Source organism: Haloprofundus salilacus (assembly GCF_020150815.1).
GTDB lineage: Archaea > Halobacteriota > Halobacteria > Halobacteriales > Haloferacaceae > Haloprofundus > Haloprofundus salilacus.
In genome coordinates this window covers 338,259-351,594 of sequence record NZ_CP083723.1, presented here as the reverse complement: position 1 = coordinate 351,594, position 13,336 = coordinate 338,259, and the positions used below count along the sequence as shown (strand labels likewise).

Below are 13,336 nucleotides of genomic sequence, written 5' to 3'. Positions count from 1 at the left end.
AAATCTACACGTCGCTTCGTCGCGTCGAGATAGTGCTGCGTCCTGCGTTGGTTCGGCGGTTCGGCGATTCGGCGGGCTACTCTTCGGCCGCGCCGACCGGCCGCGCACAGCCATCTACGTCGAGGACGTTCAGCGAGTCGTCGAGGACGACACACATCGAGTCGCCGCCGCAGGGGATGTCGAGTCGGACCTCCAGAGGGTCGCAGGAGACGATTTCGGTCCGCCGGTCGCTGACGCACCACGGGAACGTCCAGAACGGCCGCGTGCTCAAGTCGACGCCGCGCTCGGCGTGGAACGTCATCACGTCGGCGTTGTCCAACAGGTTGAGACCGACGGCTGAGTGCAGGCGGTTGTGACACCGGCGGCACTCGTGGGTCACCTGCACGTCGAGACCGGGATACTCGGTCTCTCGGCTGAGCGTCGTCTCCATCCGACCCATGCACTCGGGACAGACGCCGTCTGCGGCCAGACAGTAGTGGTGGCGGACGTGGTGGTGGAACGCCTGCAGCAGTTCTTCGGGCGTCCGGTCGTCCAGCCCCCCCGGGGGGAACGGGTAGCTGACGTGTATCGTCCCGCAGTCGCCGCAGGCGATGGTGAGCCGTTCCTCGGCGTACCACGCCTGCAGGTCGCCGCCGCAGTCGTAACAGTCGCCCTCGGCGTCGAACGGGTCGAGTTCGGCGCGGTCGGTGAACGTCCCCGCGAAGACGGCGCGGACCACCTTCCAGCCGGGGTAGCGAAAGGAGTACCCCTCGTCGGTTCGGCGGACGAAGTGGTCAGTGAGCTTCTTCAGGTGGTAGTTGAAGTGGGCGCTGTCGTCGATGTCGACGCGATCGTACAGTTCCGAGAACGACACCGGTTCTTCGGAGCCGTCCTCGTCCAAAAGCGCCTGAAGAATCTCGATTCGCGTGTCGTTGCCGAGGAGGGCGAACGCCTCAGCAGGGGCGATGCCGGCGTCGTCGGGGACCGCCGACTCGCTTTCGACAGGTTGGCTCATGTCAACACGTTTCGATGCCCGGGACAAAACCGTTGCGTCCCTTGGTCTCGTTACTGAAGTTCGCTTCAGTGACGACGCCGAGGGCAGGCGGCGAACAGCTATCCGTCTGGAACCGGACTACCCTCCCGAGATGAGCTCCCCCACCGATCACCCCGAGGAGGCACCGTCCGGCTGGGAGACCGAGGAGAGCGACGACGACGTTCGCTCGTGGCTCGGTCCCGACGAGCGCGTCGTCTGCACCCGAGAAGGCGACGGCTGGACCGCGTACTCCGTGCCGCGCGACGAACTCGCGGCGTCGCATCAGACCCCGCTGACCGAGAACCCGACGGAGTTCGACAAGGCGCTCTCGGCGGCGCGCGACTACATGGAACGCAACGACGACGCTGCGTAGCGGAGCGGAAGCGCGCGAGTCGGGTTAGCCTGACAGCGCCCGCTCGATACCCCGTCGAATCCGGTCTTCGTCCGGAACGTACTCGTCCTCTCTGGCGAACAGCGGGTACGGCACGTCGTAGCCCGTGACCCGCTGGACCGGCGTTTCGAGGTAGTAGAGCGCCCGGTCGTTGATGCGGGCGATTATCTCGGCGGCCATTCCTCCCGTTTTGGGCGCTTCGTGGACGACGACACACCGACCGGTCTTCCGAATCGACTCTAGCACCGTCTCGGTGTCGAAGGGGACTATGCTCCTCGGGTCGATAACCTCGACGCTCGCGTCGACGTCCTCGGCCGCGTCGAGCGCGCGGTGGCGCATCGCTCCCCACGCCACCACCGTCACGTCCTCGCCCTCCTGAACCACGTCGGCCTCGCCGAGCGGGACTGTGTGGTCGCCGTCGGGAATCTCCTCGCGGAACGCTCGGTAGAGGCGCGTCGGCTCGAAGAAGACGACCGGGTCCGGGTCGCGGATGGCGGTCGTCAGCAGTCCCTTCGCGTCGGCGGGGGTCGACGGGACGACGACTTTCAGCCCCGGGGTGTGAGCGTATCCAGCCTCGAAACTCTCGGAGTGGTGTTCGAGCGCGTGGATGCCGCCGCCGTACGGTGCGCGGATGGTCATCGGACAGTTGAGTTCGCCGCGCGTCCGGCTCCGCAGGCGGGCGACGTGCTGCTGTATCTGGTGGAACGCCTGCAACATGAACCCCGAGAACTCGATCTCGGGGACAGGCGTGAAGCCGTAGGCGGCGAGACCGACGCCGAGGCCGACGATACCCGCTTCGGCGACCGGGGCGTCGTAGACACGGTTCGGGTACTCGTCGATGAGCCCCTGCGTCGCTCTGAAGACGCCGCCGTTTCTGCCGACGTCCTGCCCGTAGACGACGACTCCCTCGTCGCGTTGCATCTCCTCGAACAGCGTGTTTCGGACGGCCTCGACGAGTCGCTGCTTATCGGCCATCGTTTTCCCCCCTGAACGCGGCGCGCTGGCGCTCTAACTCCGGAAACTTCGCCTCGAAGACGTAGTCGAACATCTCCTCGGGGTCGACCGCCTCGCGTCCCTCGTTCGCCAGTCGGATCTCCTCGCGGAGTTCGTCTTCGACGGACGCCTCGACGTCCGAGATACGGTCGTCGTCCAGAACCCCGCGGTCGCGGAGGTACGTCTCGAACCGCGCGATGGGGTCGCGCGTCTCCCACTCGTCTTCCTCCTCCTCTTTGCGATACACGGACGGGTCGTCGGAGGTGGTGTGCAGCGAGCGGCGATATGTTAACGCCTCGACGAACACCGGGTTGCCGTCGCGGGCGCTCTCGAGGGCGTCGCGAACCACCGCGTAGGTGCCGAGCACGTCGTTTCCGTCGACCTGGACGCCCTCGATACCGGCGGCGACGGCTTTCTGCGCCAGCGTCTCCGCGCGGGTCTGCTGCGCGCGGGGGACCGAGATGGCGTACTGGTTGTTCTGACAGAGAAAGACGGTGTGGGCGTCGAAGACGCCGGCGAGGTTGGTCGCCTCGTACACGTCGCCCTCCGAAGTCGCACCGTCGCCGAAGTAGACGAGCGACGCGGCACTCTCGTCGGCGATCTCCTGTGCCCACCCCAGTCCGGCCCCGTGCAGCGCCTGCGACCCGACCGGAATCGACGGCGGCATGTTCCGACTCTCGCGCGGAGTCGCAGCGCCTTCTTCCATCCCCATCGCGTACCACAGCAGCATGTGCGGCGGCGTCTCCCGGGCGAGGTAGGCGGGGCTCTCGCGGAACGACGTCACCATCCAGTCCTCGTCGGCGAGCGCGTGGGCGCTGCCGACCTGCGCGGCCTCCTGTCCGGTGGCGGGCGCGTACGTTCCGAGCTCACCCCGTCGCTGGAGGGCGATAGCGCGCTCGTCGAGCCGCCGGGACCGTTTCATCGTCCAGTACATCTCGAGCAGGTCGTCCTCGGAAAGCTCCGGGTCCAACTCCGAGTCGACGCTCCCGTCGGGGGCCAACACCTCCACGTGGTCTATCGAGTGTTCGAAGACAGTTTCTCGCGGCATGAGTATGGAACTGTACAGCGAGGAGATACTTAGTACAAAGTCGAGAGTGGGACGTGAGCCCTCGTCGGCGTCCGTCGACCGGCGGGGAGGGGTGAACTACTCCGCCGTCGGCGACGGCCGCGAACCGATAGCTTAGAACGGTTGACGCCGGTTGGTCACGCCGGAAGATGGTCCGGTTCAGCGTCTACGCCAAATACTTCGCCTACGTGACGACGACGTACGCGAGTTTCACCGCCGCCATCTGGATTCTGTTCGTTCGCGCGCAAGGGCTCTCGTTCGCGGAGGTCGGGCTTCTCAACGCAGTCTGGTGGGTCGGACTCGTCGCCGCCGAGATACCGACGGGCTACGTCGGCGACCGAATCGGGCGACGCAACGGCATGCTCGTCGGAACCGTCGTCGTCACGCTCGCGACCGCCGGGATGGGGCTGTCGACGACGTTCTGGGAGTTCGCGCTTGTCTACGGGGGCTGGGCCGTCGGCCAGACGTTCCGCTCCGGCAGCGACGACGCGTGGCTCTACGAACTGCTGGCCGAACGGAACGCGACCGCGGAGTTCGCCGCCGTCAAGGGTCGCGCGACGGCGCTCGGTCTCGCTGTCGGCGCGCTGACCGCCCCCGTAGGCGGGGCGCTGGCGGACGACAGCTTTCGGTTGCCGTTCTTCGCGACGGCGGCGGTGACGGCGCTCGGCATCCCCGTGCTTCTGTCGGTGCCGGAGACCGGCGACGAAGACGCCGACACCTTCACCGTCGCCGCGGCGGTCCGCGTGATTCGCGAACGGCTCGCGAGGCCGCCGCTGCGGGCGTTCGTGCTCTACTTCGCGCTGCTGTTCGGCGTCGTCCAGATGACGTACATCTTCGACCAGCCAGTCGCTCAGGACGTCGCGCTCGCGGCGGGCGTCCCCGAGTCGGCGACGAAAACCGCCGTCGGTGTCGTCTACGCGGGGTTCACGCTCGTCGCCGCCGCCGTGAGCTACCGGACCGGTTGGCTCCGCCGCCGGGTCGGCATCCGTCGCTGGTTCGCCGCGGTGCCGTTCCTCGTGGGCGCGCTGTTCGCGGCGCTGTGGGTCGCGCCGATCCTCGCCGTTCCGGCGTTCTTCGTTGCCCGCGCGGTCAACACCGCCTCGGTCACGCTCGGCAACCAGTATCTGAACGACCGCATCGACTCGGTCGGCCGGGCGACGGTGCTCTCCTCGGCGTCGATGGTTTACTCGCTGGCGGCGGTCCCGTTCGAGGTTATCGGCGGCGTCGTCGCCGACGCGACGTCACCGCTCGGCGCGCTGGCGCTGTTCGGTGTCGTGTTGGTCGTCGGCGCGGGGGCGATGCGGGCGCTGGGACGACCCGTCGCCTGACCGACGGAGACGCCGACTGTGTGCGTCTGCTACGGGCCGCTCTCGCGAAACACGGCGGCGGCGGTTCGAACCGAGTCCCCGCCGAGCGTCGCGACGCCCGCCGCGAGACCGAGCGTCGAGAGTAGGAGAACCTCCCACGCCGCGAGCGGGTCGCCGCTCGCCAACCGCGGGAGCGTCGCGCCGAGCAGCGAGAAGAGGAGCGCGACGGCAACGACCGTGCGGGTTTGACCCCGTCTCGCAGCGCTCTCGGCGTTTTCGTCACTTCCGACGCTCCCGTCCCTTTCGTCGCTTCCGGCGCTCCCGGCGCCCTCCCTGTTTTCGGCGGTCGCGTCTCCGCCGATGTTCTCGGGGTCCTCCGAGGCCTCGCTGCTCTCGGTGTTCTCGTCGCTTTCGCCGTTCTCGCCTTCGTCGGCGTCGCTCATCGTGCACCTCCGCCAACGCGACGGTATCTCTCGTGCTGTTCGTCGAAACGCCTTTGTCGTAAACGCGTCTTTCTCCACATGCTCAATCCTCCTCAGGGGAACGAGCACTGCGTCGGTGTCCCACCACCGACGACTGCTGATGCTCGCGTTTTACTCAGACGGCTCTCGCTGCAATAAGCGCAAGCCAACCACGGTGAAAGTAATTACGCGGTCGAGACCGCGTCGAAATTACCCGTTCGGGCGCTCAGACCTGGTTCCACGGCGCGTCGTCGAAGTCGACGATGCGCTCCTCGCGATCGAGCGCGTCGATGGTCGAGACGTCCTTGTCGTCGAGTTCGAGTTCCTTCACCTCGAAGTTCTGGCGGATGTGGTCCTCGCCGGTCGCCTTCGGGATCGGCGCGACTTCGTCCTTCGAGAGCAACCACGCGAGACTCACCTGCGCGGGCGTCGCCTCGTGCTTCTCGGCGACGTCTTGAATCTCGGGGACTTCGGCGACGTCGTTGCGGGCGATGGGACAGTACGCGACCAGCCAGTGGTCGTCCTCGCGGGCGTACTCGCGGAGCTCCTCCTGCTGGAGCATCGGGTGCATCTCGACCTGGTGAGCGAAGATGGGCGCGTCGAGGTGGTCGTTCGCCTCGTCAAGTTGGTCGGGGCGGAAGTTGCTCAGACCGACGTGCTCGATGACGCCCTCGTCGCGGAGTTCGTCGAGCGCCGGAAGCGTCTCCTCGGGGTCGTAGGTGTTCAGCGGCCAGTGGACGTACAGCAGGTCGATGGTGTCGACACCGAGTTTCTCGGCGCTCTCACGGCCCGTCTCGATGACGTCGTCGTAGCCGAGATTCGCGGTGTCGAGTTTGGTGGCGACGAACAGGTCGTCTCGGTCGATATCCGCCGAATCGATCCCGTCGCCGACGGCTTCCTCGTTGTCGTAGCCCTGCGCGGTGTCGATATGGCGGTAGCCGACGTCGATGGCCGTCTCGACGCTCGTCGCGCACTGGTCGAGGTCCGTGTTCTGGTACGTGCCGAGTCCGAGTCGCGGAAAGTCCATGGGTCCACTTCGAGGAGGCGACGCCAAAAGTCTCCGGTCTCGGCAGAGTCGTCTGCTTCGCGCCCGCCCAGTGAGAGGCGCCGCAACGCCCAACATCCGCGCTCTCGTACGGTGACACATGTCCGAACTCGTCATCTACGGCTCGTACGGGTACACTGGGTCGCTCGTCGCCGAAACGGCTGTCGAGCGTGGCCTCGACCCGATTCTCGTCGGCCGAGACGCCGAGAAGGTGACCGACCAAGCCGACGAACTCGGGGTTCGCGCCCGCGTCGCCTCCCTCGACACCGTCGCCGACCGCATCGGCGACGCCCACACCGTGTTGAACTGCGCCGGGCCGTTCTCGGAGACGGCCGAACCGATGGTCGATGCCTGCCTCGAGGTGGGGGCGAACTACCTCGACATCACCGGCGAGATTCAGGTGTTCGAGCGCCTGAAACGCCGAAGCGACGAGGCCGAGGAGGCGAGTGTCACGCTCCTGCCGGGGGTCGGGTTCGACGTGGTGCCGACCGACTGTCTCGCCGCCCACCTTGCCGAGCGGCTGCCGGAGGCGACCCACCTCGCGCTCGGCTTCGACACCTCGGGGTCGCTGTCGACGGGGACGCTGAAGACGGCTATCGAGGGTCTCGGGGAGGGCGGTGCGATTCGCGAAGACGGCCGACTCCACCAGGTTCCGAGCGGGTGGAAGACGCGCGAGATCGACTTCGGTCGGGGGTGGCGCACTGCCGTCACCATCCCGTGGGGCGACGTCTCGACGGCGTACACGACGACAGGCATCCCGAACGTCGAGGTGTACTCGACGTTTCCGGAATCGACGCGGCGGACGATGAAACTCCAGCGGTATCTCGCTCCGCTGCTCGACACGAAACGGGCGAAACGGCTGCTCAAACGGCTGGCCGACCGCTACGCAGAGAACCCGAGCGCCGAGGAGCGAGCGGACGCGACGGTGTACGTCTGGGGCGAGGCGACCGCCGAAGACGGCGAACGCGTCGTCTCGCGGCTCCGGACGCCGCACGCTTACGCGCTCACGGCCGAGACGGCGGTGCTCTGCACGGAGAAGACGCTCGACGACGACGCGCCGACGGGCTATCAGACGCCCGCGAGCGCGTTCGGTGCCGACCTGATTCTGGAGGTACCGGGCGTCGAACGAACAGACGAGGACGTGCGGGCGGAGGACGGGGATATCCGGGCGGAAAACGAGTAGACGCGAACGAGGCGGCGGAGACGGCGGACGTCGACGAGTAACCGTCAGTCGAACAGTCGAACCGGTTCGATTTCGTACTCCTCGAAGTGGTCGAGAAGCACCGGCAATCGCTCTCTGAGTTCGCGCGGGCGGTGGGAGTCGGTGCCGACTGTGAACCCGACGCCGCGTTCGAGCAGCAGTTGGAGAAGCGGCGGCGAGGGGTGAATCTCTCCGTAGTCGCGAAGGACGCGCCCGGCGTTGATTTCGGGAACCGTCCGCGAGCGTTCGAACGCGTCCGCGACGCGCTCGTAGTGACTCGGGGTGGCGTAGCCGCGGAGCGCGGGGTTTCGTTCGACCAGGTCGACGTGGGCGGCGATCTCGAACAGTTCCGAGTCGACGAGCGAGACGAGCTTGTCGAAGTAGTCGTCGACGTACGTCTGCTGTTCGGTCTCGGACTTCGCCGCGAAGAAGCCCTCCGTGTGGACGTTGGTCCCGTCGAGGCGGTGGACGCTCCCGACGGCGTAGTCGAACCCAGCGTCGTCGAGGAAGGTGCGAATCTCGTCCTCGTCGCGCGGGTCGTAGTCCATCTCGACGGCGTCGAAGATGCGGACGTCGAACTGCTCGCGGAGCGAGTCGATGGCCGCCCGTCGACGCGGGTACGTCAGGTCGAGGTTGAATCCGAGCTGGTACGTTCGCTCTCGGGCCTCCTCGCGAGCGGAGGCGTTGCAGTGGTCGGCGAACCCGACGGCGTCGAGTCCGGCGTCCTCGGCGGCGCGCAGCATCCGATAGAGGAACTTGCCGTCCGAGTACGTCGAGTGAACGTGGTAGTCGTGAGTCGGCGGCACGTTCGTCCATAGACGGGCAGGCGGATAGACGTTTCTGCCGGCCGGCGTCAGGAATGATTGATGGTGTCGTACTTTGAAACCAGCGAGCGGTTTCGACGGCGAAAGTGGCACAGAAACAGCAGAGACGGGGCGCAGAATCGGTACTCGGCTTACCCCTCAGAAAGCGTGGATTTGTGGGCCTCTCGCAAACGTTTGCACGTGACGAAACGTTCTTCAACGGGCCTCGCGCACAGTCGGTATGCCGACGGAACCCGACACGGGATACAACCCGAACTTAGGGAGGAAGTTCATTTTCGTCACCGGGGGTGTGATGTCCGGACTCGGCAAAGGAATCACGGCAGCCAGCACCGGGCGCTTGCTGTCGAACGCCGGGTTCGATGTCACCGCGGTGAAGATAGACCCCTACCTGAACGTGGACGCAGGAACGATGAACCCGTACCAGCACGGGGAGGTGTACGTGCTGAAGGACGGCGGAGAGGTCGACTTGGACCTCGGGAACTACGAACGGTTCCTCGGGGTCGACATGACCTCCGACCACAACGTCACCACGGGCAAGACGTACCAGCACGTCATCGAGAAGGAGCGCGCCGGCGACTACCTCGGGAAGACGGTCCAGATCATCCCGCACATCACCGACGACATCAAGCGGCGCGTCCGCGAGGCCGCCGAGGGGACCGACGTCTGCCTCGTCGAGGTCGGCGGCACGGTCGGCGACATCGAGTCGATGCCGTACCTCGAAGCGCTCCGCCAGTTCGCCCACGAGGAGGACGAGGAGGACATCCTGTTCATGCACGTCACGCTCGTCCCCGACTCGAAGAACGGCGAGCAGAAGACGAAACCCACCCAGCACAGCGTCAAGGAACTGCGGAGCATCGGTCTCCAACCCGACATCCTCATCGGGCGCAACCAGAACCGCCTCGACATCGAGACGAAGGAGAAGATCGCTCTGTTCTGCGACGTGCCGACGGAGGCCGTCTTCTCGAACCCCGACGTCGACGACATCTACCACGTCCCGCTGATGGTCGAGGAGGAGGGTCTCGACGAGTACGTGATGGAGCGACTCTCACTCGACGGCGAGGCGCTGCCCGAAGGCGAACGCGACAACTGCTGGCGCCAACTCGTGACGCGCAACCGGGAGGGGTCCGTCGATATCGCGCTCGTCGGCAAGTACGACCTCGAAGATGCCTACATGTCCGTCAGGGAGGCGCTCAAGCACGCCGGCATCGAGACCGGCGTCGAGGTGAACGTCCACTGGGTCGACTCCGACGAGATGCGCGACCACCACGCCGAACGGTTGGAGAACGCCGACGGCATCGTCGTCCCCGGCGGGTTTGGCTCCCGCGGCACTGAAGGGAAGATAGAGGCCATCCGCTACGCCCGCGAGAACGACATCCCCTTCCTTGGTCTCTGTCTCGGCTTCCAGATGGCCGTCGTCGAGTACGCCCGCAACGTCCTCGGCTGGGAGGACGCGCACTCGGCCGAACTCGACCCCGATACCGAGTACCCCGTCATCGACCTCCTGCCCGAGCAGTACGACCTCGAGGAGATGGGCGGGACGATGCGCCTCGGCGCGCACGACACCGATATCGAACCCGAGACGCTCGCTCACCGCGTCTACGACGCCGACACCTGCACGGAGCGTCACCGCCACCGTTACGAGGTGAACCCCGAGTTCTTCTCGGATCTCGAAGCCGGAGCGTTGACGTTCTCGGGGAAGTCCGGTAACCGCATGGAGATAGTCGAACTCGGAGATCACCCCTACTTCCTTGGCACGCAGTTCCACCCTGAATACCGCTCACGCCCCGACAGGGCGAGTCCGCCGTTCGTCGGTCTCGTCGAATCGATTCTCGAACGGACGGAGCAACTCGAGGAGGTCGAAGCCTGATGGTCGACGCCGAGTCGTTCATCGAGGAAGCCGTCGCCGAAATCCGAGACGAAGTGGGCGACGCCAACGCGGTCATCGCGCTCTCCGGCGGCGTCGACTCCTCGGTCGCTGCCGCGCTCGCCTACCGCGCCATCGGCGAGCAGCTGACGCCCGTCTACGTCGACACCGGCCTGATGCGGAAAGGCGAAACCGAGGGCATCCGCGAAATATTCAGCTTCATGGAGAGCCTCCGCGTCGTCGACGCCCACGAACGGTTCTTCGACGCGCTTTCGGGCGTCGTCGACCCCGAGGTCAAACGGGAGGTCATCGGCGAGCAGTTCATCCGCGAGTTCGAGCGCGAGGCGAAGGAGACCGACGCCGACTACCTCGTGCAGGGGACAATCTACCCCGACCGCATCGAGAGCGAAGGCGGCATCAAGTCGCACCACAACGTCGGCGGTCTGCCCGACGTGGTCGACTTCGAGGGCATCGTTGAACCCGTCCGCGACCTCTACAAGGACGAAGTCCGCGAGGTCGCCCGCGCGCTCGATTTGGAGGAGGTCGTCGCCGAGCGGATGCCGTTCCCCGGACCGGGCCTCGCGGTCCGCGTCATCGGCGAGGTGACCCAGGAGAAAGTCGAAGTGGCGCGCGAAGCCTGCCACGTCGTCGAAGAGGAGTTAGAGGAGTACGACCCGTGGCAAGCGTTCGCCGCCGTCGTCGGCAAAGGCACCGGCGTGAAGGGCGACAACCGGGTCCACGGCTGGATCGTCGCCGTCCGCTCCGTCGAGAGTCGAGACGGGATGACCGCCCGCGCTCAGGAACTCAGTTGGGAGACGCTCCAGCGCATCCAGAGCCGAATCACCGGGACGAACGACAACGTCGCACGCGTCGTCTACGACGTGACGCACAAGCCGCCCGCGACCATCGAGTACGAGTGAGATGAAGGCGATACTCTGCGGTCCCGACGAAGACGGACTGGCCGACGCGCTCGCCGACGAGGGCGTCGAACTCGCGCGCATCGAGGGCGTCGTCACCCGCCCGGCGCTCGAAGACGCCGGTATCGTCGAAGCCGAGCTCGTCGTCCTCACCGACGTAGCGGAGGCGACGGCGATTCCGCTGGCGAAGGAACTGAATCCCGACGTTCGCGTCGTCGTCTACGCGAACCAGTCGTTGCCGGAGTTCGCAAAGGGACAGGCAGACCTCGCGGTCGACCCGAAACTGCTCTCGGCGTCGGTCGTCGCCGAGGAACTCGTCTAACTCGCGTCCGCTCGCTACCCCGCTTCTTGCTCGTCCGACACCGCCCGCTTTCCCGCTTCGATACCCGCGTCGCCGCCACCCTCGGCGTTGTACGCCTTCGCGAACGTCTCGGCGGCGTCGAGCGCTGCGTCGTCGCCGTGTACTTCGGCGAACGGCTCCACGTCGCCGAAGTTCGACGTCTCCTCGCGAGCGACCGCGAGGCGGTAGGTGTCGGTCTCGGTGTGTTCGGTGTTCGGCTCCGACGGCATCGCTACGAGCGTCGCGCCGTGGTCGACGTGCCGGAAGACGGTGACCGGCCGAGGGTCGTACTTCTGGTCGACGAACTCGGAGTCGGACTCCTCGTACCAGCCGTCGGGAATACGGTCTGTGTCCATCGTGGAACGTACGGAGGCGAGCGAGGTAAACGACGGGACGGGTCGGAACGACGTTCACGCTCGATGATGCGCTCGCGCGCCGCGGCGCGACACCACGCTTATTCACCGCGCCGCCGTCGTCACGCGCATGACACTCGACCGACTCGAAGACCTCGACCCAGAGGAGGGAGCAGTCGAGACGGCAGAACTGGTCGTCACCGACGACGTGCTGGTGAAGACGTTCGCGCTCGGCCCCGACGCGGAACTCTCGGCGCACGAGCACGCCGACAGCACGAACGTCTTTCACGTCCTCCGCGGGACCGTAACCGTGATTCAGGGCGACGACGAGGAAGCGGTCGACGCGCCGGGCGTTGTCCTCCACGAGCGTGGTGTCGTCCACGGCGCGCGCAACGACACCGACGAGGTGGCCGTCTTCACCGCGAGTCTCTGTCCGCTGCCGTCGTAGTCAAAAAAACACCGTCCAGCGTTGCCACCGTCGAAATCCCGATACCACGACGTTCCCAACGGCGTGCCATGACGCGCGTCACCGCCTTCGGGCGACTCCACTTCGGCTTCTGTAACCTGAGTCTCGCCCACGAGCGGTTGTACGGCGCGCTCGGCGTCGCACTCAACGCGCCCGAACTCGTCGTCGACATCGTTCCCGACGACGCGGTGACGGTCGACCTCGCCGCGGGCGTCGACGCGCGGGCCGAGACCGTTCGCGAGTACGCCGCCCGCGCGACCGAGTTGCTCGACGTTCCCGGTGCGAGGGTTCGCGTCGAGTCGTCGTTGCCGCGGCACATGGGTCTCGGCAGCGGGACGCAACTGGCACTCTCCGTCTTTACGGGCGTCGCGTTAGCGTACGACCGCGCACCCGACGTTCGGGCGAACGCGCCGGCGTTGGGCCGCGGCGGTCGCTCCGGCGTCGGCGTCGCGGCGTTCGAGTCGGGGGGATTCGTCCTCGACGCCGGCCACCCGACGGCGCGCTTCACCGCCGACAGACCCGCGGACGGCGAGTGGGACGTTCCGGCGGTGGCCGCCGCGCATCGCCTCCCCGACGACTGGCGGTTCTTGGTCGTGCTCCCAGACGCCGCGCCCGGGAAGAGCGACGCCGACGAGGACGCGAGCATGCGCGCTGCCGTCGAACGCGCCGACCCGACTATCGCCGACAGGGTTGCGGGAACCGTCGTCAGAGAAGTGCTGCCCGCCGTCGCGGCCGACGCCCCCGAGCGGTTCGGCGAGGCAGTCGCCGAAATCGGCCGCCTCAACGGCGCGTGGTACGCCGACGAACAGGGCGGCGTCTACCGCCCGCCGGTCGGCGAGCTCGTCGCGTCGCTCTCCGACGCCCCGTCGGTGTACGGCGCCGGGCAGTCCTCGTGGGGGCCGGCGGTGTACGGCGTCACCGACGCCGCGCGCGCCGACGCCGCGCAGGAAGCCGGCGAGACGGCGCTGGCGGCGGCCGGACTCGACGGCGACGTGTTCGTCTCCGTGCCGCGGAACGTCGGCGCACGAATCGAGTGACGAACGTGTCGAGATCATGGACTGTTCGGCGTAACGACTATCCCGGCGGCCGCCGACGG

The 13,336-nt window shown here is 66.9% G+C and carries 16 protein-coding genes; 9 read left to right on the top strand and 7 right to left on the bottom strand.

Annotated features, from left to right (window positions below; genetic code table 11):
• Nucleotides 1–76: 76 nt before the first annotated feature.
• The gene (locus tag LAQ58_RS01660) at nucleotides 77–994 is read right to left on the bottom strand and encodes a winged helix-turn-helix domain-containing protein (RefSeq protein ID WP_224448893.1); all 918 of its coding nucleotides are present in this window, start codon (nucleotides 992–994) and stop codon (nucleotides 77–79) included.
• 130 nt (nucleotides 995–1,124) lie between these two features.
• Here LAQ58_RS01660 and LAQ58_RS01655 point away from each other — a divergent pair, with 130 nt between their 5' ends.
• Complete coding sequence (locus tag LAQ58_RS01655) at nucleotides 1,125–1,385, top strand: hypothetical protein (RefSeq protein ID WP_224448892.1); 261 nt, start codon at nucleotides 1,125–1,127, stop codon at nucleotides 1,383–1,385.
• 24 nt (nucleotides 1,386–1,409) lie between these two features.
• Here LAQ58_RS01655 and LAQ58_RS01650 read toward each other — a convergent pair whose 3' ends face one another.
• Both LAQ58_RS01650 and pdhA read right to left on the bottom strand, forming a co-directional pair.
• Entirely contained in the window at nucleotides 1,410–2,378 is a 969-nt protein-coding gene (locus LAQ58_RS01650; RefSeq protein WP_224448891.1) for an alpha-ketoacid dehydrogenase subunit beta, read from the bottom strand.
• Nucleotides 2,368–3,444, bottom strand: coding sequence for a pyruvate dehydrogenase (acetyl-transferring) E1 component subunit alpha (gene pdhA / locus LAQ58_RS01645; RefSeq protein WP_224448890.1), 1,077 nt, complete (start codon nucleotides 3,442–3,444; stop codon nucleotides 2,368–2,370). Before pdhA ends, LAQ58_RS01650 begins: the two co-directional genes overlap by 11 nt.
• A 4-nt stretch (nucleotides 3,445–3,448) precedes the next feature.
• On the opposite strand from pdhA, the gene LAQ58_RS18880 reads away from it, so the two are divergent.
• Nucleotides 3,449–3,580, top strand: a complete 132-nt coding sequence (locus tag LAQ58_RS18880) for a hypothetical protein (protein WP_255594984.1) — start codon at nucleotides 3,449–3,451, stop codon at nucleotides 3,578–3,580.
• Between the two features lie 31 nt (nucleotides 3,581–3,611).
• Complete coding sequence (locus LAQ58_RS01640) at nucleotides 3,612–4,790, top strand: MFS transporter (RefSeq protein ID WP_224448889.1); 1,179 nt, start codon at nucleotides 3,612–3,614, stop codon at nucleotides 4,788–4,790.
• Between the two features lie 29 nt (nucleotides 4,791–4,819).
• Here the strand turns inward: LAQ58_RS01640 and LAQ58_RS01635 are convergent, their stop codons facing one another.
• Complete coding sequence (locus LAQ58_RS01635; protein WP_224448888.1) at nucleotides 4,820–5,212, bottom strand: hypothetical protein; 393 nt, start codon at nucleotides 5,210–5,212, stop codon at nucleotides 4,820–4,822.
• A gap of 244 nt (nucleotides 5,213–5,456) precedes the next feature.
• A complete protein-coding gene (locus tag LAQ58_RS01630; protein ID WP_224448887.1) occupies nucleotides 5,457–6,257 on the bottom strand; it encodes an aldo/keto reductase in 801 nt (266 codons plus the stop codon).
• A gap of 118 nt (nucleotides 6,258–6,375) precedes the next feature.
• Here LAQ58_RS01630 and LAQ58_RS01625 point away from each other — a divergent pair, with 118 nt between their 5' ends.
• A complete protein-coding gene (locus LAQ58_RS01625) occupies nucleotides 6,376–7,458 on the top strand; it encodes a saccharopine dehydrogenase family protein (RefSeq protein WP_224448886.1) in 1,083 nt (360 codons plus the stop codon).
• A 44-nt stretch (nucleotides 7,459–7,502) separates the two neighbouring features.
• Here LAQ58_RS01625 and LAQ58_RS01620 read toward each other — a convergent pair whose 3' ends face one another.
• Nucleotides 7,503–8,282, bottom strand: a complete 780-nt coding sequence (locus LAQ58_RS01620; protein WP_224448885.1) for a PHP domain-containing protein — start codon at nucleotides 8,280–8,282, stop codon at nucleotides 7,503–7,505.
• Nucleotides 8,283–8,520: 238 nt separating this feature from the next.
• On the opposite strand from LAQ58_RS01620, the gene pyrG reads away from it, so the two are divergent.
• The 3 genes from pyrG to LAQ58_RS01605 are packed head-to-tail and all read left to right on the top strand — an operon-like array spanning nucleotide 8,521 to nucleotide 11,403.
• On the top strand, nucleotides 8,521–10,167 hold the full coding sequence (gene pyrG / locus LAQ58_RS01615; RefSeq protein ID WP_224448884.1) for a glutamine hydrolyzing CTP synthase: 1,647 nt from the start codon (nucleotides 8,521–8,523) through the stop codon (nucleotides 10,165–10,167).
• Entirely contained in the window at nucleotides 10,167–11,084 is a 918-nt protein-coding gene (gene guaA, locus LAQ58_RS01610; protein ID WP_224448883.1) for a glutamine-hydrolyzing GMP synthase, read from the top strand. The genes pyrG and guaA overlap by 1 nt, the downstream gene beginning before the upstream one ends.
• A 1-nt stretch (nucleotide 11,085) precedes the next feature.
• The gene (locus LAQ58_RS01605) at nucleotides 11,086–11,403 is read left to right on the top strand and encodes a DUF7126 family protein (protein ID WP_224448882.1); all 318 of its coding nucleotides are present in this window, start codon (nucleotides 11,086–11,088) and stop codon (nucleotides 11,401–11,403) included.
• Between the two features lie 14 nt (nucleotides 11,404–11,417).
• On the opposite strand, the gene LAQ58_RS01600 is transcribed toward LAQ58_RS01605, so the two are convergent.
• A complete protein-coding gene (locus LAQ58_RS01600) occupies nucleotides 11,418–11,777 on the bottom strand; it encodes a hypothetical protein (RefSeq protein ID WP_224448881.1) in 360 nt (119 codons plus the stop codon).
• Nucleotides 11,778–11,904: 127 nt separating this feature from the next.
• Between LAQ58_RS01600 and LAQ58_RS01595 the strand changes: the two genes are divergently transcribed.
• On the top strand, nucleotides 11,905–12,222 hold the full coding sequence (locus LAQ58_RS01595) for a cupin domain-containing protein (RefSeq protein WP_224448880.1): 318 nt from the start codon (nucleotides 11,905–11,907) through the stop codon (nucleotides 12,220–12,222).
• Nucleotides 12,223–12,290: 68 nt separating this feature from the next.
• Complete coding sequence (locus LAQ58_RS01590; RefSeq protein WP_224448879.1) at nucleotides 12,291–13,277, top strand: beta-ribofuranosylaminobenzene 5'-phosphate synthase family protein; 987 nt, start codon at nucleotides 12,291–12,293, stop codon at nucleotides 13,275–13,277.
• Nucleotides 13,278–13,336: the final 59 nt, after the last annotated feature.